We start from the raw sequence: 23,573 nt of genomic DNA on the forward strand, positions 1-23,573 counted from the left end.
CCGCTCACCCTTTTGACAGTTGCTCTTCCAACCAGCTCGCCCGAGGGATCACGGCCATTTTCGGGACCTCCACCGTAACAAACCCGTATTCAGGTAAGCGGTCGCATAACGCTTGGTATTCTGCAAGAGCCTGCTCGAAATCATGCTGCCGGTCCTGATCCTGCTCGAAAATCTCAGGCCATGGCGGAGTCAGATATACATGACGATCATAACCGACATCCAGTATTGCGCGACGAATATCAGCGTCTAATGGCGTTGCCGTTCGGTCAAACCAGATCAACGCGTCCAGAGCTGAACGGTCGAATATCACCTGATCCTGCTGAGCGTTATGAAAATCCGCCAACGCAGTTTCGATGACACGGAAGCAAAATGCCTTTGGGTCAGACCATGGAAATGCCTGACCATTGTTATGCCGTTCCAGCGCGATCACTCGCCGCCCGGGTTCAGAAACCGTGGCATAGCCGCGCTCTGACATCTCCTGCAGCAGGGTGGACTTACCACCCCCGGAACAGCCTGAGAGAACGACCCTGCGCGGTTTCACCGAACCTTCAACGTTGCCAGACCGATCATCGCGAGGATCAGGGAAATGATCCAGAAACGGATGACGATCGTGGGCTCCGCCCAGCCCTTTTTCTCATAGTGATGATGGATTGGAGCCATGAGGAACACGCGCTTGCCGGTCCGCTTGAAATAGAGGACCTGAATGATCACGCTCAGCGCCTCGACCACGAACAGGCCACCAACAACCGCAAGGACAAGCTCGTGCTTAGTCGCCACCGCAATCGCGCCCAATGCGCCACCCAGCGCCAGCGATCCGGTATCACCCATGAACACCGCAGCAGGCGGTGCGTTGTACCACAGGAAACCCAGCCCGGCGCCGAACAAGGCAGAGGTGAAGATGAATATCTCGCCCGTGCCCGGAACATAGTGCACGTCCAGATATTCGGTAAAGTCGACCCGACCAACCGCATAGGCAATGATGCCAAGTGTTGATGCGGCAATCATGGCCGGCATAATCGCAAGGCCGTCAAGACCATCGGTCAGATTCACCGCATTTGCGGCACCGACGATAACGATGATCGAAAACGGGATGTAGAAGATGCCGAGATTGATCAGAGTATCTTTGAAGATCGGCAAAGCGAGTTGATTTTGCAGTGCTTCGGGATGGTGCAGCGAGGCCCAGAGCGCCGCGAGCACGGCGATCAGAATCCCCAGCGCCAATCGCATCTTGCCCGAAACGCCCTTGGTATTCTGCTTGGACACCTTGGCATAGTCATCCGCGAACCCGATCGCCGCGTAGGCCAGTGTCACAAACAGCACCATCCACATGTATGGATTATCCCAGCGCGCCCAGATCAGCGTCGAGGTGACCAGCGCACCAACGATCAGCAAACCGCCCATGGTCGGTGTGCCGGCCTTCGAGAAATGCCCCTCGGGGCCGTCATCACGGATAGGCTGGCCCTTACCCTGTTTCTTGCGCAGAACGTTGATCAGCGGCTTGCCAAACAGAAAACCGAAGATCAGCGCAGTCAGAAAGGCACCGCCCGCGCGGAACGTGATATAGCGGAAGAGGTTAAAGAAATCCCCTCCGTCCGACAGCGCGGTCAACCAATAGAGCATTACAAAACCTTTCTCACACAGAGGTCGCGGGTGCGGTCATTGATCAAGCGCGCCCCCTTGCCCCATTTTACGCAAACCGTCAACAATCTGTGCCAGCGCCATGCTAAGCGATCCCTTGGCCAGCACCACATCCTGATCCTGAATCAGGTCAGGCAAATGCACCGCCATTTCGTCACTTGTTTCAAACCACAGCCCGCGCTTGCCCGCGGGCAAGACGTCATGCAGTGCCTTCATCAGCGGGCCAATGCAATGCACCTGATCGACGCGAGCCATCGCATCCACATCCGCCATTGCCGCGTGCATTGCCAGTTCTGCCGAGCCCAGCTCTTTCATGTCGCCCAGAAACGCGATGCGGCGCTTGCCCTCGGCCGCGGCCAGCACATCTAGAGCTGCAGCCATCGAGGTGGGGTTGGCGTTGTAGCTGTCGTCCAATAGTTCGATCTGCCCGCCACTGGCCAGAGACAGCGTCTCACGCACGCCCCGCCCCTTGACCGGGGACCACTGCCTTAGCCCAGCGATTGCCTGATCCAAATCCACACCCAACTCGACGCATGCTGCCAGGGCACCCAGTGCGTTCATAGCAAAATGTGTGCCAGCAGACTGAACGTCAAAGGTAATCGGTTTGTCATCTGCACTGGCCGTCGCGCGCACGGCATCGGCAGCTTGGACCACATCCTTCAGCGCGTAACCTTTTGCCTGGGTGCCGAAATCTACGATCTTTGCGCCGCGTTCACTGGCACAGTCACGCAGAATGTCAGCGTGTTCGATGTCGGCATTCACAATGGCTGAGCCGTCATCCGTAAGGCCCTCGAATATAGCTGCTTTTTCTTGAGCGATACCTGCGACGGACTCGAACGCCTCCAGGTGCACAGCGGCTACAGTCGTGACCAGCGCCACATGCGGTCTGGCCTGTCGGGCCAGCGGTCCGATTTCCCCGGGGTGGTTCATGCCGATCTCAATCACGGCATATTCCGTATCGCGCGGCATCCGCGCCAGAGTCAGCGGTACGCCCCAGTGGTTGTTGTAGCTGGCAACACTTGCGTGGGTTCGCCCCTGACCAGAAAGGATCGTGGCCAGCATCTCTTTGGTCGAGGTTTTGCCAACGCTGCCGGTCACGCCGACAACCCGGGCATCACTGCGCGCACGGGCAGCCTGCCCCAGCGCTTCGAGCCCGGTCTGAACGTCCTCAACAATCAGCAGCGGCGCGTCTTCGGACACACCTTCGGGAATACGGGACACCAGCGCTGCCCCGGCGCCCTTTTCAAGCGCCTGCGCCACAAAATCATGCCCATCACGAGCAGCTTTGAGGGCGACAAACAGATCTCCGGGCTGAATCGTCCGGGTGTCGATGGAAACGCCATTCACGCTCCAATCACCTGTCGTGCGTCCACCTGTTGCCTCGGCGGCCTCGGCTGCAGTCCAGAGTGTCATGCAACCCTCCCATCCAGAGCCGCAACAGCAATGCTGGCCTGTTCCACATCATCGAACGGAAGAACCTGATCACCAACGATCTGACCGGTTTCATGCCCTTTGCCCGCAATAAGCAGCGCATCGCCGGGTTGCAGCGCATCAATCCCATGAAGGATTGCTTCGGCGCGATCTCCGACCTCGGTCGCCTCAGGCGCGCCCGCCATCACCGCTGCGCGTATAGTGGCCGGGTCCTCGCTGCGCGGATTGTCGTCGGTGACAAATACGATATCGGCGTGATCTGCGGCTGCCTTGCCCATCAACGGACGCTTTGTGGCATCGCGATCCCCGCCAGCGCCGACAATAGCAACCAGCCGTCCCATGACGTGTGGGCGCATCGCTTTCAGTGCAGTGGCGACCGCATCCGGAGTGTGGGCGTAGTCGACAAAAACTGCTGCGCCATTGTCACGGGTCGAAGCCAGTTGCATTCGCCCACGTACAGTCGTCAGATGCGGAAGCGTTTCGAAGACACGCTCGGGATCTTCACCACCTGCGATGACCAGAGCACAAGCCAGCAGAACATTTTCAGCCTGAAACCCGCCAATCAGATTTAGCCGGGTCTGGAATGTCTTGCCTCGCCATGAAAAGCGCAAATCCTGACCGGTTGCATCAAACCGCTGATTCAGCAGGCACAGGTCCGCATCCTCTGAACCGACGGTGAGTACCGTCTGGCCCCGGGCTTCGGCGACCCGGCGCATCTCGGCACCTTTTGGGTCACTGAGGTTGATAACGGCGGTGCCATCCTGAGGCAGAACGCGGTCAAACAGCCCGGCCTTGGCGGCAAAATAAGCCTCAAACGTATCGTGATAATCCAGATGATCCTGCGTGAAGTTCGAAAATCCTGCCGCCGTGAGATGTACACCATCCAGGCGGCGTTGTTCGAGCCCATGAGACGATGCTTCCATCGCGGCATGGGTCACGCCATTGGCTGCCGCATCCGCCAGACACCGATGCAGTGTGATTGGTTCGGGTGTCGTGTGTGCCAACGGTGCAGTCCATGCCCCTTCAACACCGGTTGTTCCAAGGTTTATTGCAGCGTGGCCAAGCTCGGTCCAGATCTGGCGCACGAATGTCGCAACGGACGTTTTGCCATTGGTTCCGGTCACGGCGATTATGATCTTGGGCTGCGCCCCGAACCACAATGCTGCGGAATAGGCGAGTGCCTGACGCGGATCTTCGACAACGATTAATGCGGCATCCGAGGCCGCCAATTCTTCGGCCGCAATCTCGGCCCCTTTTGCATCTGTCAGGATCGCAGCTGCGCCCATACGCAAGGCAAACTGAATGAATTCGCCGCCATGCACGCGCGTTCCGGGAAGTGCTGCAAAAAGGAACCCGTCCTTGACCTCGCGGCTATCGACCGCCAGCCCGGTTATGTCGGGATTGCTTCCACCCCGCGCAGTCAGGGCCAGTTGGCTGAGTTTCTTTGACCTTGCGCCCATGCCCCACCTGCCTGGTTCTGCCTAGTTTGAGGTCAGCGTTATAGCAGCGCCCGCCTCAGGCTCAAGCCGTGGTCTGAGACCCAGAAGCGGTGCGATACGACCGATTAGTTCGGCAGCGACCGGCACCGCTGTCCAGCCTGCTGTACGGCGCTTTTCGCCATAGGCCACGATGGAAGGTTCGTCCAAAGTGACAATCAGCACATATTTAGGATCATAGGCCGGAAACAGAGTGGCGAATGTCGCGATGACCTTGTCATCATAATATCCACCGCGTGGTTTCGGCTTGTCCGCCGTGCCAGTTTTACCTGCCACATCATAGCCGGGAACATCGCCAAAGCTGGCGGTGCCATCGGTCACGACCTTGCGCAACATCTTCTGTGCCTGCGTTGCGGCATTCTCAGACAGGACGCGCGGGCCGTATTGCGGACCGTTGCGACGCAGAATCGTCGGGCTGACATAATGCCCCCCATTGGCAATCGCCGCATAGCCCGCCGCCAGATGCATCGGACTTGTCGAAAGGCCATGGCCATAGGAAATCGTCACTGTGCTGAGCTCGCCCCATTTCTTGGGTTTGAGCGGCTCACCACCAGCTGCCTCGACAATCTCGAACGGAGTTGGCTCAAACATGCCCAGCGTGCTCAGGAAATCCTGCTGCCGCTGCGCGCCGATCTGCAATGCCAGACGCCCGGTCCCCCGGTTCGAACTGTGAACGATCACGTCGGCAACACTGATCTTGCCGTAGTTTTTGCCGTTGAATTCACCGATCGGAAAGCGGCCGATTTTCATCGGGCCGGATGTGTCGATGATGGTATTCGAGTTCACCAGCCCGATCTCCACCGCCTGAGCGGCGGTGAAAATCTTGAACACAGAACCAAGCTCGTAAACGCCCTGAACATATCGGTTGAACAGTGGGCTGTCCGACGGATCAAAACCCGAGGTTGGCGGACGCGGACGGTCATTGGGATCAAACGATGGCAGCGATGCCGCTGAAATGACCTCGCCGGTGTGCACGTTCATAAGCACTGCCGAGGCACCCTTGGCATTCATGATCTTCATGCCGCCGTGCAGCACCTGCTCGACTGCGGCCTGAATAGTCAGGTCCAGCGACAGTTGCAGCGGTTTGTTGCCATTGGCGGGGTCGCGCAGATAGTCATCGAACTGTTTTTCAACGCCCGCAACGCCAATCACCTCGGCAGCGCTGACACCTTCGCGGCCGAAACCTGCTCCGCCGAGGATATGCGCCGCCAGTCGCCCATTAGGATAAAGACGCATTTCGCGCGGGCCAAACAAAATGCCCGGATCGCCGATATCGTGTACGGCTTGCTTCTGCTCGGGTGAGATACGTTTCTTGATCCAGAGGAACTTACGTTTGCCTGTGAAATCCTTGACCAGACGCTCTTTTTCAAGATCTGGGAAGATTTTGACCAGCTCATCCGCCGCCGCCTCCGGATCGATCATCAGAGGTGGTTGTGCGTATACCGAATAGGTGTCCAGGTTGGTCGCAAGAATGCGCCCTTCACGGTCCACGATGTTTGCGCGCTGCATGGCAATGGATGCGCCGGGAGCGCTTGCCAAAGGCTCCTGAGCCTCAGAAGTGGCGAGCATGCCCATGCGCACACCGACGACAGCGAACGCACAGAAGAAAAAGAGCCCAAGCACCAACAAGCGCCCCTCGGCTCGGGCCCGGGCGCGGTCTTTCATATCCTCGTGACGCTGGCGGATATTCTCACGCTCGATCGCCTTGGGGTTTTCGCCTCGGGCGCGGGCGTCCAGAATGCGGGCAAGCGGGCGGAGCGGTGTGCGGGTCATGGGATCTGTACCTCGCCCAGTGCCTGAATGTCTGTGATGGCCTGCAATTCGATCGGATCGACAATCGGCAGATCGGGATCTTCGGCATAAGCGATTTGATCAGCGCGACCAAACTGCTCGGCCCGCAATGGCAGCAGGCCTAGACGTTCAAAGTTAAGGTCCGCCAATTCGCGCAGGCGATCAGGCCGATTCAGGTAAGCCCATTCTGCATTCAGAACAGCCAGCCGCGCCTGAGCGGCGCCAATCTGACGCTGCAGCGACTGGGTTTCCTTCAATACCTGCTGCGTGCGGTAGTTTTCCTGATAGGCCCACAAAGCCAGCCCGAATACGGCCAGGGCGGTCAACACATACAATACACTCTTCATCTTGCCCTTCCCCCAAGTTGCGGCATTCCGATGGCGCGGGCATCAATTTCCCCCGCCGGGGCATCGGTACGAATGGCGACACGCAGCTTGGCTGAACGCGCGCGCGGATTTTCCTGCAGTTCCCGATCATCCGGGCCAACGGCCTTGCGGGTTTTCAAAGTGAACTGCGGCTGTTCCTGCTCAATCTCAGGTGCGTAGCGGTTTGCGCGACCGGTTTTGCCCGCGCGCGACTGGAAGAACCGCTTTACCATGCGATCTTCGATCGAGTGAAAGGTGACAACAGCCAACTGACCGCCGGGTTTCAACGCCCGCTCGGCCGCCATAAGTCCTTGGAAAAGCTCTTCATATTCAGCATTCACTGCGATGCGAATACCCTGAAAACTACGCGTCGCAGGATGAGATTGCCCCGGCTTGGGGCGCGGCAGACAGGATTCGATGATCTCGACCAGACGCAGAGTTGTCGTGATCGGCTCTTCCGCCCGCGCCTTGACGATAGCCTTGGCGATACGCCGGCTGGCGCGCTCCTCGCCATAGTGAAACAGGATATCAGCCAGTTGTGCTTCGGTCGCTGTATTCACCAGATCGGCGGCACTTTCGCCGTCCTGGCTCATCCGCATGTCCAGCGGACCGTCCTTCATGAAGGAAAAGCCACGCTCGGCCTGATCAAGCTGCATGGATGAGACACCAAGATCCAGCACAACACCATCAAGGTCTTGTGCGTATTCATCCATGCGTGAAAATACACCAGGCTGCATCACCAGCCGGTCACCATAGCCCTTTGCCCAATCCGCAGCCATTTCGAATGCCAGTGGGTCGCGGTCTACACCAATGACCTTGTCAGCCCCGGCCTCCAGTAGTCCCCGTGTATATCCGCCAGCGCCAAAAGTACCGTCCAGCCAGACACCAGAAACGGGTGCAACCGCCGCAAGCAACGGGCGAAGCAAGACAGGGATATGGGGCTTATCCGAAGGTGAATGATCCGCGCCGGCCATGCCGTCACGCATCCCCGGGACCGTCGAGGAACTCCATCGGATCGAAATCGTCAGGCAGGTCGTCCAGCCATTCTTCGGCTGCGGCCAGTTCTTCGGCCTCGTAGGTCTCGGGTTTCCAAATCTGAAAAGTATCACCAGCGGCGATAAAGAATGCCTCGCCTTCCAGTTCGATCTTGTTGCGCAGCTTTGCAGGCAGAACCAGACGACCAGTTTCGTCTACGTTGGTCGGGAATGACTGACCATGGAACATGCGCTGCAGCATCTTACGCTGCATCGAACCGCGGGGCAGTGCATCGATCTTGGCATCGACCTCGTCGATCGCCTCCATCGTGTAACATTCAAGATATTTGCGGCGGTGGTCACCGTAGACAATCACGAGCTCTGGATTGTCGCCTGGTTGCCAGTTGGGATCAGATGCCTCAAGCACACGGCGAAACGAGGCCGGGATCGACACCCTGCCCTTTGTATCCACCTTATGCTGGCTTTCGCCTCTGAACCTGCGCGCCAAGACGACTGTCCCTTTCGCTTGCGCCCCACCTAAATTTCACGTCCCCCGAAGTTAAAAACGGCGGGTTGATCTGCTGCCACTGATCAACCCGCCGCATTCGCCCGCTTTGCGGGATGTCCAGCTGCGCGCGCCACCTGGGGGGATGTCTGCTCGCCCGCGCGCCGGATCTCTTGAGTGATGAAAGCGAGATGCCTGTATGAAACCTGTTCTTGTATTTTTGGTTCGGGGTCGTTTGGTGCCCCTTCTGCCTCGTCCTCATCGGATGAATAAGGGATGCCATGGGAATTCATGGAAATCAATATAATTTTTGAGGCTCATTCTCAATTAAAACGATCACAAGAGATAAATTACTCACCCCAATCTTGTCAATTCCACACTATATGCAAAAATTTAGCAATATCACCACTATATATAGACAGCATTTCAGTGGGACATTTTTTCCCATAATTTCCCAAGTATTTCAAAGATTCGGATCACACGCCTTATTTGATCTTGTTTTGTTCTCAAAATCAGACCCGAATCACCCATAAACCCACCTTCGAGCCATGTTCATCTCAGTGCTGCTTCGAGTATCGAGATACTTACCCATGTATTCCCATAGAAGCGTCCCATGATTTCCCAGGCACATTTTTTAGGCAGAGTCTTCGCTAACAGAACGCACAGAATTTCACAGATTCCGTCCAAAATTCCGGCATCTAAAGTGTAGGCAAAAACCATCGGAAAACGGTGCCCTACGGTAAAGCAACCTCAAACCTGTATTTTTAAGGTGATTTTTGGGGTTCAAGCAAAAACACCATCCAATCTATGCACTTGCCGCATAGCAGCATTGACGTCGCACCCTATTGTGCAATCGCAGCATTCACCTATTTTCATCCTCAAGCAAACGCCGGAACACACCGGCAGCAACAATAGTAAATCGGGTTACGAAAATGGCTGTAGCAACCAATCACACAGCGCTGAAAAGCGCACCGACATTTGGATTTGCTTCACTGGTTGAGGCGGTAAAGGTCCGTTACGCCCGGCACCGCATGTACCGCCAGACCGTGAACGAACTGTCTTCGTTGTCGAACCGCGAGCTGGCCGATCTGGGCCTGCACCGTTCGATGATCCGCCGCATTGCGATGCAAGCGGCAGAAGAGCAATCCGCGCGCTAAGCGCAACAGAAACAACGAGATCAGACCCATTCTTCCTCCCTTAGGGTCTGTATTTCAGCGGCGGCATCTCTCCTCCTCCCTGATGCTGCCGCACTTTATACCGGCCTCAAATGCCGGAAGCCGATACATCAGGGCTCTCCTCCTCCCTGCCTTGATGTTGAAAGCGCGCGGCGACGCCTCCTCCTCCCTGACGTCGCCGCGTCTTCTCCATACCGGGATCAAACCCGGGTTCGAATACATCGGGGCTCTCCTCCTCCCTGTCCTGATGTAGAAAAGAACGGCGGTTCCCCTCCTCCTCCCTGGGAACCGCCGTTTTTCTTTTCCCTGAACAAAACAATGGCGCCACGGTCAGAACCGGGCGCCATACAATGGATCGAGTATTTGCCGTCAGGCAAATTCCGCTGGATCAGAACGGGACATCATCCTTGGCAGACAGGAATCTGGCCACAACCTTTTTGGTCCCGGCCTTGTCGAATTCGACTTCGACCTTGTCACCTTCGATTCCAATGACCCCGCCATAACCGAACTTCTGGTGGAACACCCGCTCGCCCAGCGTGAAACTGGCGACCGCAGTTGCGTCGATCACCGTATTCTTGCTCTCTTTCGGTTGCGACATGCCATATTGGCCCTGCCGCGCCTGCATGCGTTTCCAACCGGGCGAGTTGTAGACGTTGGCCTCAGCCGCGCGGGTTTCAATCCCGGCTGTGGGCTGACCGCCCCCATATAGCCCAGGAGGGGTCAGAACCTCTACGTGATCCTCGGGCAATTCATCTATGAAACGCGATGGCATCGAGTTCTGCCATTGCCCAAACACGCGCCGGTTGGCGGCGAATGAAATGGTGCAGACCTCCTCGGCACGCGTAATGCCGACATAAGCCAGTCGCCGTTCTTCCTCGAGGCCCTTTAGCCCCGATTCGTCCATAGAACGCTGAGAGGGGAACAACCCATCCTCCCACCCCGGCAGGAAAACAGCCGGGAATTCCAGCCCTTTGGCCGCGTGTAGGGTCATGATTGAGACCTTGGCACCGTCTGACTCCTGCTCATTATCCATGACCAGACTGACGTGTTCCAGAAACCCTTGCAGATTCTCGAAATTGTCCAGTTGGTTGACCAGTTCCTTGAGGTTTTCCAACCGCCCGGGTGCTTCGGGTGTCTTGTCGTTCTGCCAATGCGCGGTATAGCCGGACTCATCCAGTACGATCTGCGCCAACTCGATGTGACTATGTTCCGGCTCCCCATAGCGGATCGGAGCAGTACCATCATCAATCACCGAATCGTCATCGAACTCGATCCTTGGGCCTCGCGTCATGGCATTCCAGCGCGCCAGATCCTCGACCAGCTCGCGAAGCGCCTTGGCGCCCTTGCCTTTTATTAATCCGTTATCAACGGCTATCCGCGCCCCATCGACCAGAGACACGCCGTTTTCCCGCGCGGTCATCTGGATGGTCTGTTGCGCCTTGTCGCCCAGTCCGCGCTTTGGTGTGTTTACGATCCGCTCGAATGCCAGATCGTCTTCGGGGCTAACCACCAGCCGGAAATAGGCCATGGCATCGCGAATCTCCATCCTCTCATAGAATCGCGGACCACCGATAACCTTGTACGGCAAACCGATGGTCAGAAAGCGGTCTTCGAAAGCGCGCATCTGGTGCGAAGCACGGACAAGAATGGCGATCTCATCGAGGTTCATGGGCCGCACACCACGGGTGCCACCCTGCATCGCGTCGATCTCTTCCCCGATCCAGCGCGCCTCTTCCTCGCCATCCCAATGGCCAATCAGACGAACCTGTTCACCATCTTCGCGGTCAGTCCAAAGCTCTTTACCCAATCGGCTTTCGTTGCCGCGAATGACGTTGGACGCGGCTGCCAGAATATGTGGGGTCGAGCGGTAGTTCTGCTCTAACCGCACAACGAATGCGCCGGGAAAATCTTTCTCAAACCGCAGGATGTTGCCTACTTCGGCCCCACGCCAGCCATAGATCGACTGGTCATCATCACCGACACAACAGATGTTTTTGTGCCCTCCGGCCAACAGACGCAGCCAGAGATACTGGGCGACGTTGGTATCCTGATACTCGTCCACAAGGATGTAGCGGAACCAGCGCTGATACTGCTCGAGCACATCCTGATGGGTCTGGAAGATCGTGACCATGTGCAGCAGCAAATCCCCGAAATCCACCGCATTCAGTTCGCGCAGACGGGTCTGATACTGGGCGTAAAGCTCGATGCCTTTGTTGTTATAGGCTCCAGCGTCTGCAGTAGGGACTTTATCCGGTGTCAGTGCACGGTTCTTCCAGTCGTCAATGATCCCGGCCAGCATCCGTGCGGGCCAGCGTTTATCATCGATGTTGGCGGCCTGTACCAGTTGCTTGAGCAACCGCAATTGATCGTCGCTGTCCAGAATGGTGAAGTTCGATTTCAGATCGACCAGTTCAGCATGGCGTCGCAGCAGCTTGGCACTGATTGAGTGAAAGGTTCCCATCCACCTTACCGGCTCTTTCAATAGATAGGGATCGTCACGCAATCGATCCTGCATCTCGCGAGCCGCTTTGTTGGTGAAAGTAACTGCAAGTATTTGATCAGCATTGGATTTTCGCTTCGCCACCAGATGGGTCAAGCGCGACATCAGCGCTCTAGTTTTACCGGTTCCGGCACCAGCCAGCATGAGCACTGGCCCGTCCAATTGCTCTACCGCCTCTAGTTGGTTAGGGTTGAGAAACTTCAAGTAGTTCCCAAACGACGGCATCGCCATCGCCCGCGCCGATAGCGATGCGCCTTCGAAGGCATCCATTTCGTCAAAACTGCTCATGCTGCCAAACTACGCTGGTTGGACGCAAAGGGAAAGGGTTTGTTCACGGCTTGTTCACACGGATTTTCAAAATTCTTTCTGACGAATTCTAAACAACTCCACTGATCGCCCCACGCTGGCGTTAACCATCTGTCAAACCTTGACCCTGATGCTTGGCCCATTGTTGTGGGAGCGCGAGATCATGAAAAATCCGGATCGGGGGACTGTCAATCACCGGCTGAAATGGACCGGTATCACCTTTTTGCTGGTCGCTCTGACCATTGCCGCCGGGTGGGGCATTTACAAACTCCCGGCACCTCTGGTCGACCGGATGCTGCAGACGGACATCCTCAAACAGGCCGAACTGTGGAAACGCAGAGTGGTCCTGCATCTGGATGATCCCGAAATGGCACTGCGCACCGGTAACATTGATGATCATGACCTTGAGTTTCTGTCATCCATGCCCGAGGCCTCGGATGTCTATCGTTTCAAACTACTCGATACGGCGGGGCGGGTGGTCTGGTCTACGCGCGCGAATGAGATCGGCAGCATGGAAGAGCGCGCATTTTTTCGCAGCGACGTTGCCCGGGGAATGGTCCACTATATACAACAGGTCGTTCCGCTATCCGAGATCGACGGGCTGGACCTGCACACCGACAATATCCAGAACGCGACGCAGCACCACGTCGCCGAAGTGTTTATGCCGGTAACCAAGAACGGGCGATTTATCGGCGCCATCGAGTTTTTCACCGACTTTTCTGATCTGCGCACGACCTTCATCTCGCGCCTCAGAATCTCGCTGGCAATACTAAGCGGGATTGCCCTGTTTGCCCTTGGTGCAGTTTCTCTGGCGACCTATCGGACTAACCGGTTTCAGGTCCTGGCCCTGCAGAAACAGTCGGCGAAAGAAAGGGATCTGATGGATGAACAGCTGCGTCTGGCACGCGAGGTGCGACTGCTGGGGGAGTTGAATGAGTGGCTGCAATCCAGCAGATCACTGGACGAGCTGTTCGACATGGTCACCCGGTTCATGACCCATATCCTGCCCGAGGCTGAAGGCAGCGTTTATGTCTATTCCAACTCTCGCGATGTTCTGGATGGCTGTGCTAGCTGGAATGGCGGATCGCACAAGGCGCATATCCATCCCGAAGGATGCTGGGGCCTGCGCCGGGGACGAACATATGAATTCGGCGCGTCCGAGATCGACTTTGTCTGTGAACATGCCGAACCGCATGATGGTCGACCCTATTTCTGCTTTCCTATTCTGGCGCACGGGGAAACGGTTGGTTTGTTGCATCTGCGCGCGCATGAGGGAAGCGGCCAAGAGTTTCACAGCAGCAAGAAACTGGCGCAGCTTTGTGCGGAACAGATCAGCATGGCGATCGCCAATGTCCGCATGCGAGATCAGTTGCATGATCAGTCCGTGCGGGATCCGCTGACGGGATTGTTCAATCGCCGCCACATGACGGAAACCCTGCGCAAAGGCATCAGCCGCAGTCAGCAGACAGGTGCCCCGCTCAGCCTGATTGCAGTGGACGTGGACCATTTCAAGAAATTCAACGACACGCACGGGCACGACGCCGGTGACATGGTTCTGCGCGCCGTTGGTTCAGCGTTGGAGCAAGGCTGCGACCGGGACGAAGTTGCCTGCCGCATCGGGGGAGAGGAATTCATGTTGATCCTGCCGGACAACACGCCCGAAGACGCAATGACCCGAGCTGAGAAATTGCGACAGGCAGTCGAGGCGGTCTCGGTCAGGTATGGCGAGAAATCCCTGCCGCGCATTACCATTTCGGTGGGCGTGGCACACTATCCGGCACACGGGACGATGCCACAGGACCTGATGCGTGCAGCCGATGATGCGCTGTATGTGGCCAAGGACAAGGGACGCAATCAGGTACAGGTTGCACGCGCAGCGCATATCATTAATGCCTCCACCGATAAGGGGCCGACCGGGCCGGGCACAACACAGCCTTCGTCGTCAGCTGCTTGAATACCTTGCCGAATCGCGTTGCAGGTCCGATCAATCCTCATGGACCTGCACAGCACTTATCCGGGTATCGAAGATCTGAAGCGGCGCGCCCGGCGTCGCCTGCCTCACTTTGTATGGGAATATCTGGACAGCGGCACGGGGACAGAAGTGGCCCGTCGGCGCAATCGCGCAGCGTTGGATCGGATCGGCTTTATGCCATCGATCCTTCACGGACCGCTGGATTTCGATCTGAGCACTCGGTTTCTGGGGCAGGACTATCCCCTGCCCTTTGGTATAGCTCCAATCGGAATGTCCGGACTGGTCTGGCCTGACGCAGAGGGCATTCTTGCGCGCACCGCTGCTGAAACGGGAATTCCGTACACGCTTTCGACGGTCGCGAGTCAAAATCCCGAAGACATGGCGCCACATATCGGGCCGGATGCCTGGTTCCAACTTTACCCGCCGAAAGATCCGAAGATTCGGACGGATATCCTGAACCGTGTGAAGGATGCAGGTTTTTCAACTTTGGTCCTGACCGTTGATGTCCCTGTTGCATCACGCCGGGAACGGCAAACGCGATCTGGCCTGACGCATCCGCCCAAACTGACGCCGCGCCTGCTGGCGCAGATCGCCCAACGGCCCGCATGGGCGCTGGGGATGGCGCGAAATGGCGTTCCTCGGATGCGGACGCTCGACAAATATATCGACAACAATCTGCAACTACCGCCGACCGCGCACATTGGTTACTTGCTCAGAACGTCTCCGGGGATGGATTATGTTGAATGGCTGCGCGACCATTGGGATGGCCCTTTCATCATCAAAGGAGTCATGCGCCCAGAAGATGCCGAAAGGTTGGAAAGTGTGGGAATCGATGCGCTGTGGGTCTCGAATCACGGTGGGCGGCAGTTTGACGGTGCACCGGCCAGCATAGACGCCTTACCCGCCATGCGAGCCGCGACTGATCTGCCTCTGATCTTTGACAGCGGCATCGAAGGTGGGCTGGATATCCTCCGCGCTTTGTCCCGAGGAGCAGATTTCGTGATGCTGGGACGAGGATTTCTCTATGGTCTCGGGGCTTTGGGAATCGGTGGCCCGGCACATGTGATCGACATTCTGAGGCAGGATCTGCAAGCGAATATGGGGCAAATCGGGGCGGCAGACCTTGGTCATCTGCCCCCTTCGATCGATACATTTGATGCTGCAGCGCAGCGTGTGTATTAAGAATGCGCTAATAAGCGGCGTTTGCGAGCGATAACATGCCGGTTCTACCCAGAACTACAGATATCACTGCGCGTAATCTCCGCCTATTCATACGGCCACACCAATAAGACCGGGACCTGCCATGACCGACTTCAAGAAAATCCTGATCGCCAACCGCGGCGAAATTGCCATTCGCGTAATGCGCGCCGCGAACGAGATGGGGAAACGCACCGTTGCTGTCTTCGCCGAAGAAGACAAACTGGGGCTTCACCGTTTCAAGGCTGATGAGGCATATCGGATCGGCGAAGGTCTGGGACCAGTTGCCGCCTATCTGTCGATTGACGAAATCATCCGCGTCGCCAAGGAAAGCGGTGCGGATGCGATCCACCCCGGTTACGGCCTTCTCTCGGAGAATCCGGACTTTGTGGATGCCTGTGTTCAGAACGGCATTACATTCATCGGCCCCAAAGCCGAGACCATGCGCGCGCTGGGTGACAAGGCGAGCGCCCGCAAGGTCGCGATTGCGGCAGACGTACCCGTCATCCCCGCGACCGAAGTACTGGGCGATGATATGGATGCGATCCGCAAGGAAGCAGCTGAAATCGGTTATCCGCTGATGCTTAAGGCATCTTGGGGCGGCGGCGGTCGCGGGATGCGCCCGATTCTGTCCGAGGACGAACTGGAAGAGAAAGTGCTGGAGGGTCGCCGCGAGGCCGAAGCCGCCTTTGGCAACGGTGAGGGCTATCTGGAAAAGATGATCACCCGCGCGCGCCACGTTGAGGTTCAGATCCTCGGCGACAAGCACGGTGAGATCTACCATCTTTATGAGCGCGATTGCTCGGTTCAGCGTCGGAACCAAAAGGTTGTTGAACGCGCCCCTGCCCCGTATCTGAGTGAAGAACAGCGCGCTGAGATATGCGAACTGGGCCGCCGAATCTGCGCCCATGTGAACTACGAATGCGCGGGCACGGTCGAATTCCTGATGGATATGAACACCGGCAAATTCTACTTCATCGAAGTGAATCCGCGCGTTCAGGTAGAACACACCGTCACTGAAGAAGTCACCGGCATCGATATTGTGCAGGCTCAGATCTTGATTGCCGAGGGCAAGACGCTGGCCGAGGCCACCGGCAAGTCCAGCCAGGATGAGATTCGCCTGAACGGCCATGCACTGCAAACACGGGTCACGACTGAAGATCCGTTGAACAACTTCATCCCCGACTATGGCCGCATCACTGCCTATCGTTCAGCCACTGGTATGGGCATTCGTCTGGATGGCGGTACTGCCTATGCGGGTGGTGTGATCACCCGTTACTATGACTCGCTGCTGACCAAGGTGACCGCTTGGGCGCCGACCCCGGAAAAAGCCATCGCCCGGATGGACCGTGCCCTGCGTGAATTCCGTGTGCGTGGCGTGTCGACCAACATCGCTTTTGTCGAGAACCTGCTGAAGCACCCGATCTTCCTGTCGAACGAATACACCACCAAATTCATCGATGAGACGCCGGACCTGTTCCACTTCAAAAAGCGTCGTGACCGCGGCACCAAGGTTCTGAACTACATTGCTGACATCACGGTCAACGGGCACCCCGAGACCAAAGACCGTCCGATGCCCCGCGAAGATCTGAAAGAGGCCAAATCCCCTGCGCCGAAGGCTGAACCTCAGATGGGGACCCGCAACCTGCTGGAGCAAAAAGGTCCGCAGGCCGTGGCCGACTGGATGAAGGCCCAGCGTCAGCTGCTGATCACCGACACCACTATGCGTGATGGTCACCAGTCTCTGCTGGCCACCCGGATGCGTTCGATCGATATGATCAAGGTAGCACCAAGCTATGCCGCCAACCTGCCGCAATTGTTCTCGGTTGAATGCTGGGGCGGTGCGACGTTTGATGTTGCCTATCGCTTCTTGCAGGAATGCCCGTGGCAACGCCTGCGCGACCTGCGCGAGGCGATGCCGAACCTGATGACCCAGATGCTGCTGCGTGGGGCGAACGGAGTTGGTTATACCAACTATCCGGACAACGTGGTTCAGGAGTTCGTGCGTCAAGCCTCGAAGAATATTGATGTATTCCGTGTTTTCGATTCGCTGAACTGGGTTGAAAACATGCGTGTCGCCATGGATGCGGTCATCGAGAACAACAAGATCTGCGAAGGCACAGTTTGTTACACCGGAGACATTCTGGACCCGGATCGCGCCAAGTATGATCTGAAGTACTATGTCGGAATGGCGAAAGAGCTGCGCGACGCCGGTGCACATGTACTGGGCCTGAAGGACATGGCAGGCCTTCTGAAACCTGCTTCGGCCCGCATCCTGATCCGCGCGTTGAAGGAAGAGGTCGGCCTGCCCATCCACTTCCACACACACGACACCGCAGGTATCGCCAGCGCCACGATCCTTGCCGCCTCTGAAGCGGGTGTGGACGCGGTCGATTGTGCGATGGACAGCTTCTCGGGCAACACGTCGCAGGCAACCCTTGGTACAGTGGTCGAGGCGTTGCGCCATACGGATCGTGACACAGGTCTGGACATCAAGGCCGTACGCGAAATCAGCGACTATTTCGAAGCTGTGCGCGGTCAGTATGCGGCCTTTGAAACCGGACTTCAGGCGCCTGCTTCCGAGGTGTATCTGCACGAAATGCCCGGCGGCCAGTTCACCAACCTCAAGGCGCAAGCGCGTTCATTGGGTCTGGAGGAGCGCTGGCACGAAGTGGCGCAGATGTATGCGGATGTGAACCAGATGTTTGGTGATATCGTGAAGGTGACACCATCGTCCAAAGTGGTTGGGGACATGGCCCTGATGATGGTCAGCCAGAACCTGACACGTTCTGACGTCGAGGATCCGTCGACTGACGTGGCCTTCCCCGACTCGGTCATCGACATGATGCGCGGCAACCTTGGCCAGCCTCCCGGTGGTTTCCCGAACACCATCATCAGCAAGGTGCTGAAGGGCGAGACGCCGAATACCGAACGCCCCGGTAAAGGCGTCGATCCGGTCGATCTGGATGCCACGCGTGCCGATCTGTCCAAGCAGTTGGAAGGCATGGAAATCGATGACGAGGATCTGAACGGTTACCTGATGTATCCCAAGGTCTTCCTGGATTACATGGGCCGCCACCGGACCTATGGACCAGTGCGTACCCTGCCGACGCGCACCTTCTTCTACGGGATGGAGCCGGGCGAAGAAATCACCGCTGAGATCGATCCGGGCAAGACGCTGGAAATCCGCTGTCAAGCCATTGGTGAGACCGATGAAAACGGCGAGGTCAAAGTGTTCTTTGAACTCAACGGTCAACCGCGTGTGATCCGTGTACCGAACCGTCTGGTCAAATCCGCCACAGCCTCGCGCCCCAAAGCCGAAGCAGGCAATTCCAACCATGTCGGTGCACCCATGCCCGGCGTTGTGGCCATGGTTGCCGTAACTGCCGGTCAGGAGGTCAAGGAAGGCGACATGCTGTTGACCATCGAAGCGATGAAGATGGAAACCGGCATCCATGCCGAGCGTGACGCGACAATCAAAGCTGTCCATGTCCAACCCGGTGGCCAGATTGACGCAAAGGACCTTCTGGTAGAACTGGAATAACCGAAAAAACAGCGTAAGCTCAGTCGGGCCGCGTGGGAAACTGCGCGGCCTTTTCTATGACCTCGCGGAGACCTTTACATGCTTGCCATCACACCGATCTACGCCGCCCTGATTGCCATTCTCTATGTCGCACTCAGCGCCAATGTCATCCTGCATCGTCGCAGTGGTAAAATCTCGGTCGGGGATGGTGGTGACAAGGCCATGATTAAGGCCATGCGCACGCATGCCAACTGTGCCGAATACGCACCGTTTGCGTTGCTGCTGATCGCGATGGCCGAACTACAGGGCGCAGGCTGGCTGATTCTGAACCTGTTGGGGTTGATGCTGCTGGTCGGGCGCTTGCTGCATGCCTATGGCTTTGGCCGTTCTGCTCAGATCGTGATTCTGCGCCAGGTCGGCATGCTTCTGACATTCGCAGCCATTCTGATCGCAGCGTTGGCCAACCTGTTTCTGGCGCTCTGAGCCAAATCCGGCAGGTGCTTATCAGGTCAAAACCTGTACTTCGATTTCAGCGGCAGGCATCAGGATCGGCTCGACCTGGACCAGCCTGTCGCTGTCTGCCCGGGAAATTGCCGTTGCCAGCAAAATCATCGCGGCCAGTGCTGCCATCTTAACGTTTTCAACCCTCGCCATTTTTTCACCTCCACCATTATCTTTTCGTAATGCGCTGGTTCTTTAACGGGCGAGCGCAGCGGTTCCGTCGAAAAAAGATTTTTTCAGAATTCTGCATTTTTCCGCTTGCAGCCCTGCGTGGGAATTTATACATCCCTCCTCACTCAACGGCGCGGGCGTAGCTCAGGGGTAGAGCATAACCTTGCCAAGGTTAGGGTCGGGCGTTCGAATCGCCTCGCCCGCTCCATTGAGAGGTCTTAGGACCAAAACATATGTATCTGATGCGGGCGTAGCTCAGGGGTAGAGCATAACCTTGCCAAGGTTAGGGTCGGGCGTTCGAATCGCCTCGCCCGCTCCAGATACTAACCTTTCTCAACACGCTGGTTCTTTCGCTCCTGTTGCGGCATCCTCTGATTGCAAGCAATCACGACGGAGACCCGGCCATGCCAGAATACGTAATTCGCGCTTTGACAGCGGATGAGGTCCAGACAGCCGTCGACTGGGCCGGGCGGGAAGGCTGGAATCCCGGACTGCACGATGCCGTATGCTTCCGTAGCTCGGACCCCGAGGGGTTCAAGGGTGGGTTTCTGGATGGTCAGATGATCGCGTCGGCATCAGCCGTGAATTACGACGATGCCTATTCCTTCCTGGGCTTTTATATCGTGCACCCTGACTATCGCGGATCGGGATACGGGCTTCAGGTGGCTGAAGCTGTCAAGGCGCATTGCGAGCACCGAAACATGGGCATGGACGGCGTTGTTGAGCAGCAAGACAACTACCGTAAGTTCGGCTTTGATCTGGCCTATGACAACTACCGCTTCTCTGGCTCTGCCGGCAGCATACTGGATCAGCTGGGCCGATCAGAGCATGATCGTATCGCTGCGCTGGATAGCCTGACGGATGAACTGAGGTCCTATGACAGGGGCCTCTTCCCCGCATCGCGAGATACATTCCTTCACGCCTGGCTGGATGCGCCCAATCATGCCTCTCGGGTGTTTGAGGAAGACGGTCAAATCAAGGGCTACGCGACGCTGCGGCGATGCCTGACCGGGTACAAGGTCGGCCCGTTATTTGCGGACAGCTCCGAGATCGCCGAGGCCCTTCTGGTATCGCTTCTTATGACTCTTCCCGCTGACCAGTCGGATGCCGAGATATTCATCGACATGCCCAACCCCAACGCACAAGCCATGGCGATGGCGCAACAGTTGGGAATGACCAAAGTGTTTGAAACCGGCCGCATGTATTCCAGCCATGCGCCGGACATTGATCTGGATCGGATTTATGGAATCACGACGTTTGAGCTGGGGTGATCTCCACCCCGATACTCCAAGATAATGATCGATTGAGAGGGTTCGAAACCATGCCGGGAAACAACCAAAAGCGATTGCTGCTTGAGATGTTTGAGAACCTGCCGGGCGTGAGTTTCATGGTTCTGTTTCGCACGACCTATGATCTGCAACTGGCCGGATGGGTTGGCACGGTTCTGGCGGCAGCGGTCTGCGTTACATATGCCAGAAATGTCCTGCGGCCTCAGCCAATCCTGCTTGGGATCAACATTTTCATGATCACAATCACGCCGTTGATCGAAGGCCTGGTTCTTGCGGGATATCGAGATGCCGCGACGCTTTTGATCGGGAATATCGCAACGCTGGTTCTGATGAGCGTTTTTGTGACCGGTCTGATTTTGACCGCCTTCGCCCCAAATGGGTTTTTAAGCTATCAGCCCAGCAGCACTAATCAAAAGCGCACTCATTCCGTCGTGCTGCTGATTGTTTGCGCATTCGGGGTCGTGTGGTCTCAATTTGCGGGAGACAACTACCTTGTCTCACTTGCTGTCCCGTTGATGGTGCTGTTCGGCGTTCATCAGTTGCTCCGGGCAGGAACAACTGATCAGCAATCACGCAACGGCGCGGTTCTGGCATGCGCGCCGCAACAAGGTTCGATGTCTGAGGACTCGATCTAGTCAGAACGCCTTGAAGGTCATGGTGGTCAGCGAACGCTCGATATTCGGGATCACCAGCAGGTTTTCGTTGATGAAATGGCCCACATCATCGGTTTCCGGGATGTAGAGCTTGAGCAACAGATCGTATTCACCGCTGGTCGAATAGAGCTCGGAGTGAATTTCCCGCAAGGCGATATCCTCGGCGACCTTATAGGTGGTGCCAGGCTTGCAACGGATCTGAATGAATACGCAGGTGGACATGATATTGGCCCTGTTTGTTTTGTTGGCGGCAGGCTGACATGGTGGCACTGCGGGCGCAATCCCCTGATTGCGCCGCAACAGTTTGCCGCGAATGGTACGGGCGGTCTGGAAACCTCTGCCCTACCCCGTCTATAAGCGCGCCTGTAGCAAAAGGAATTCGCCCATGCGCAGCGCAAAGATCAGCCGTCAGACCGCCGAGACCGAGATCACGGTCGAGGTCAATCTTGACGGCACCGGTACCTATGACAACCAGACCGGCGTTGGATTCTTCGATCACATGCTGGATCAGCTTGCGCGTCATTCGCTGATCGACATGACGATCCGTGCCAAGGGCGATTACCACATCGACGACCACCATACGGTCGAGGATACCGGTATCGCGCTGGGTCAGGCGCTGACGCAGGCCCTGGGCGACAAGAAAGGTATCCGCCGCTATGGCGAGTGCCACCTGCCCATGGATGATGCACAGGTCCGCTGTGCGTTGGACCTGTCGGGCCGTCCTTTCCTGATCTGGAACGTGGATCTGCCTACGCCCAAGATCGGCAACTTCGATACCGAACTGGTGCGTGAATTCTTTCAGGCGCTTAGCACACATGCCGGTATCACGTTGCACATCGATCAGTTGCACGGGTTCAACAGCCACCACATCGCCGAAGCCGCGTTTAAGGCGGTCGCCCGTGCATTGCGTCTGGCGGTTGAGACCGATCCGCGTAAGGCCGATGCGATCCCGTCGACCAAGGGCGCGCTGTAAATGCGGACTGCCATTATCGATTACGAAAGCGGCAACTTGCACTCCGCCGAAAAGGCGTTTCAGCGCATGGCGCGTGAGATGGATGCGGGCGAAGTTGTTGTGACTTCGGATGCCGATGTGGTCGCAAGAGCTGATCGGCTGGTCCTGCCCGGCGATGGAGCTTTTCCGGCCTGCGCTGCCGAGCTGCGCGGGCACAAGGGCATCTACGACGCTATGGTCGAGGCCGTCGAACAGAAAGGCCGTCCGTTTCTGGGTATCTGCGTGGGCATGCAGCTCATGGCCTCGAAAGGTCACGAATATTCCGAGACCGATGGACTGGACTGGGTCGCAGGCGATGTTGTGCGGATTGAGCCGTCAGACAGCGCACTGAAGGTGCCGCATATGGGCTGGAATGATCTGGTTCTGGAAAATGCCCACCCTGTATTTGACGGCGTCAAATCCGGGGATCACGTCTATTTCGTCCACTCCTATCACTTCCGGGTCAATAACCCGGCGGAACGTCTGGCTTATGTGGAGTATGGGCAGGAGGTCACGGCCGTGATCGGCCGTGACACGATGGTTGGGATGCAGTTCCACCCTGAGAAAAGTCAGGATGTGGGGCTGCGTATGATCGGGAACTTTCTGACCTGGACCCCGTGACGGGTTATTGAACCCGCGTCCAGGTCTGACCGCGGCAGACCAGCCCACCAGCCACACAGCCTTTGACGGTCAGCTTGTTCTGACCGTCCAGCGACATTTTCGAGCTGTAGGTCTTGTTTCGGTCCGGCGCCCAGATCTTACCGTCGTCATAGCTGCCGTTACCTTCAGGAACCATATCCCAGATGATCTGCTTGCCGAGGTTTTCGTAGTTCAACTGCTCATTGCCATCGGCGTCAAAGGCGGTATCGATTGTACCGCAGATGGCGCTGCCACAAGGTGCAATCGAAACGTGCAGATAGCCGCCGGTGTCACCCGGTTGGGTTTTCCACAGCCCGTCAACCGGATCCGCAAAAGCGCCTGTTGCCATAGCAGCAAATGCAGCTGCGAGTGTAAGCTTCTTCATGATCTTCTCCCTGTTTTGACTTCAGTCTGACCCGCTGAATGCCTTCGGGCAAGATTGACTTAGCGTCGCGT

21 protein-coding genes and 2 tRNA genes are annotated in these 23,573 nt (G+C 57.0%); 11 read left to right on the forward strand and 12 right to left on the reverse strand.

The window, feature by feature from the left end; translation table 11 throughout:
* Positions 1–4: 4 nt before the first annotated feature.
* From ACR0IO_RS02590 to mraZ, 8 genes are read right to left on the reverse strand one after another with little or no spacing between them, the layout of a single operon-like run.
* The gene (locus ACR0IO_RS02590) at positions 5–541 is read right to left on the reverse strand and encodes an AAA family ATPase (RefSeq protein ID WP_480739312.1); all 537 of its coding nucleotides are present in this window, start codon (positions 539–541) and stop codon (positions 5–7) included.
* Positions 538–1,620: a phospho-N-acetylmuramoyl-pentapeptide-transferase gene (gene mraY, locus ACR0IO_RS02595; RefSeq protein WP_155147344.1), complete on the reverse strand. Its 1,083-nt coding sequence runs from the start codon at positions 1,618–1,620 to the stop codon at positions 538–540. Before mraY ends, ACR0IO_RS02590 begins: the two co-directional genes overlap by 4 nt.
* A 36-nt stretch (positions 1,621–1,656) precedes the next feature.
* Positions 1,657–3,051 carry a UDP-N-acetylmuramoyl-tripeptide--D-alanyl-D-alanine ligase gene (locus ACR0IO_RS02600; protein ID WP_480739317.1) on the reverse strand — a complete coding sequence of 465 codons (1,395 nt, stop codon included), beginning with the start codon at positions 3,049–3,051 and terminating at the stop codon, positions 1,657–1,659.
* Positions 3,048–4,529, reverse strand: a complete 1,482-nt coding sequence (locus ACR0IO_RS02605; protein ID WP_480739320.1) for a UDP-N-acetylmuramoyl-L-alanyl-D-glutamate--2,6-diaminopimelate ligase — start codon at positions 4,527–4,529, stop codon at positions 3,048–3,050. Before ACR0IO_RS02605 ends, ACR0IO_RS02600 begins: the two co-directional genes overlap by 4 nt.
* A gap of 21 nt (positions 4,530–4,550) precedes the next feature.
* Positions 4,551–6,338, reverse strand: coding sequence for a peptidoglycan D,D-transpeptidase FtsI family protein (locus ACR0IO_RS02610; RefSeq protein ID WP_480739324.1), 1,788 nt, complete (start codon positions 6,336–6,338; stop codon positions 4,551–4,553).
* On the reverse strand, positions 6,335–6,703 hold the full coding sequence (gene ftsL / locus ACR0IO_RS02615) for a cell division protein FtsL (RefSeq protein ID WP_170331727.1): 369 nt from the start codon (positions 6,701–6,703) through the stop codon (positions 6,335–6,337). Before ftsL ends, ACR0IO_RS02610 begins: the two co-directional genes overlap by 4 nt.
* Positions 6,700–7,695, reverse strand: coding sequence for a 16S rRNA (cytosine(1402)-N(4))-methyltransferase RsmH (gene rsmH / locus ACR0IO_RS02620; RefSeq protein WP_170331839.1), 996 nt, complete (start codon positions 7,693–7,695; stop codon positions 6,700–6,702). The genes ftsL and rsmH overlap by 4 nt, the downstream gene beginning before the upstream one ends.
* 4 nt (positions 7,696–7,699) lie before the next feature.
* Positions 7,700–8,167 carry a division/cell wall cluster transcriptional repressor MraZ gene (gene mraZ / locus ACR0IO_RS02625; RefSeq protein ID WP_367646937.1) on the reverse strand — a complete coding sequence of 156 codons (468 nt, stop codon included), beginning with the start codon at positions 8,165–8,167 and terminating at the stop codon, positions 7,700–7,702.
* Positions 8,168–9,132: 965 nt separating this feature from the next.
* On the opposite strand from mraZ, the gene ACR0IO_RS02630 reads away from it, so the two are divergent.
* Entirely contained in the window at positions 9,133–9,357 is a 225-nt protein-coding gene (locus ACR0IO_RS02630) for a DUF1127 domain-containing protein (protein ID WP_155147336.1), read from the forward strand.
* A 406-nt stretch (positions 9,358–9,763) separates the two neighbouring features.
* On the opposite strand, the gene ACR0IO_RS02635 is transcribed toward ACR0IO_RS02630, so the two are convergent.
* Positions 9,764–12,163: an ATP-dependent helicase gene (locus ACR0IO_RS02635; protein WP_480739331.1), complete on the reverse strand. Its 2,400-nt coding sequence runs from the start codon at positions 12,161–12,163 to the stop codon at positions 9,764–9,766.
* A 181-nt stretch (positions 12,164–12,344) separates the two neighbouring features.
* Between ACR0IO_RS02635 and ACR0IO_RS02640 the strand changes: the two genes are divergently transcribed.
* From ACR0IO_RS02640 to ACR0IO_RS02655, 4 genes are all read left to right on the forward strand, one after another.
* Entirely contained in the window at positions 12,345–14,135 is a 1,791-nt protein-coding gene (locus ACR0IO_RS02640) for a sensor domain-containing diguanylate cyclase (protein WP_480739333.1), read from the forward strand.
* Positions 14,136–14,174: 39 nt separating this feature from the next.
* A complete protein-coding gene (locus ACR0IO_RS02645) occupies positions 14,175–15,335 on the forward strand; it encodes an alpha-hydroxy acid oxidase (RefSeq protein WP_480739335.1) in 1,161 nt (386 codons plus the stop codon).
* A gap of 121 nt (positions 15,336–15,456) precedes the next feature.
* Positions 15,457–18,894, forward strand: coding sequence for a pyruvate carboxylase (locus ACR0IO_RS02650; protein ID WP_480739339.1), 3,438 nt, complete (start codon positions 15,457–15,459; stop codon positions 18,892–18,894).
* A gap of 78 nt (positions 18,895–18,972) precedes the next feature.
* Positions 18,973–19,356 (forward strand): MAPEG family protein, encoded by a 384-nt coding sequence (locus ACR0IO_RS02655; protein ID WP_480739342.1) that lies wholly within the window; start codon positions 18,973–18,975, stop codon positions 19,354–19,356.
* 21 nt (positions 19,357–19,377) lie between these two features.
* Here the strand turns inward: ACR0IO_RS02655 and ACR0IO_RS02660 are convergent, their stop codons facing one another.
* Positions 19,378–19,527, reverse strand: coding sequence for a hypothetical protein (locus tag ACR0IO_RS02660; RefSeq protein ID WP_480739345.1), 150 nt, complete (start codon positions 19,525–19,527; stop codon positions 19,378–19,380).
* Positions 19,528–19,678: 151 nt separating this feature from the next.
* On the opposite strand from ACR0IO_RS02660, the gene ACR0IO_RS02665 reads away from it, so the two are divergent.
* The 4 genes from ACR0IO_RS02665 to ACR0IO_RS02680 all read left to right on the forward strand — a co-directional run bounded on the left by ACR0IO_RS02665 (position 19,679) and on the right by ACR0IO_RS02680 (position 21,469).
* Positions 19,679–19,753: transfer RNA gene (locus ACR0IO_RS02665), tRNA-Gly, on the forward strand.
* Positions 19,754–19,789: 36 nt separating this feature from the next.
* A tRNA-Gly gene (locus tag ACR0IO_RS02670) sits at positions 19,790–19,864 on the forward strand.
* 85 nt (positions 19,865–19,949) lie between these two features.
* The gene (locus ACR0IO_RS02675; RefSeq protein WP_480739347.1) at positions 19,950–20,816 is read left to right on the forward strand and encodes a GNAT family N-acetyltransferase; all 867 of its coding nucleotides are present in this window, start codon (positions 19,950–19,952) and stop codon (positions 20,814–20,816) included.
* Between the two features lie 50 nt (positions 20,817–20,866).
* Positions 20,867–21,469 (forward strand): hypothetical protein, encoded by a 603-nt coding sequence (locus ACR0IO_RS02680; RefSeq protein WP_480739349.1) that lies wholly within the window; start codon positions 20,867–20,869, stop codon positions 21,467–21,469.
* On the opposite strand, the gene ACR0IO_RS02685 is transcribed toward ACR0IO_RS02680, so the two are convergent.
* Complete coding sequence (locus tag ACR0IO_RS02685) at positions 21,470–21,709, reverse strand: Lrp/AsnC family transcriptional regulator (protein ID WP_155147317.1); 240 nt, start codon at positions 21,707–21,709, stop codon at positions 21,470–21,472.
* Positions 21,710–21,872: 163 nt separating this feature from the next.
* Here ACR0IO_RS02685 and hisB point away from each other — a divergent pair, with 163 nt between their 5' ends.
* Entirely contained in the window at positions 21,873–22,460 is a 588-nt protein-coding gene (gene hisB, locus ACR0IO_RS02690; protein WP_480739354.1) for an imidazoleglycerol-phosphate dehydratase HisB, read from the forward strand.
* Positions 22,461–23,099, forward strand: coding sequence for an imidazole glycerol phosphate synthase subunit HisH (hisH, locus tag ACR0IO_RS02695; protein ID WP_480739358.1), 639 nt, complete (start codon positions 22,461–22,463; stop codon positions 23,097–23,099).
* 4 nt (positions 23,100–23,103) lie between these two features.
* Here hisH and ACR0IO_RS02700 read toward each other — a convergent pair whose 3' ends face one another.
* Positions 23,104–23,502, reverse strand: coding sequence for a DUF2147 domain-containing protein (locus ACR0IO_RS02700; protein WP_170331709.1), 399 nt, complete (start codon positions 23,500–23,502; stop codon positions 23,104–23,106).
* Positions 23,503–23,573: the final 71 nt, after the last annotated feature.

The organism is Ruegeria sp. CE12 (assembly GCF_056537525.1).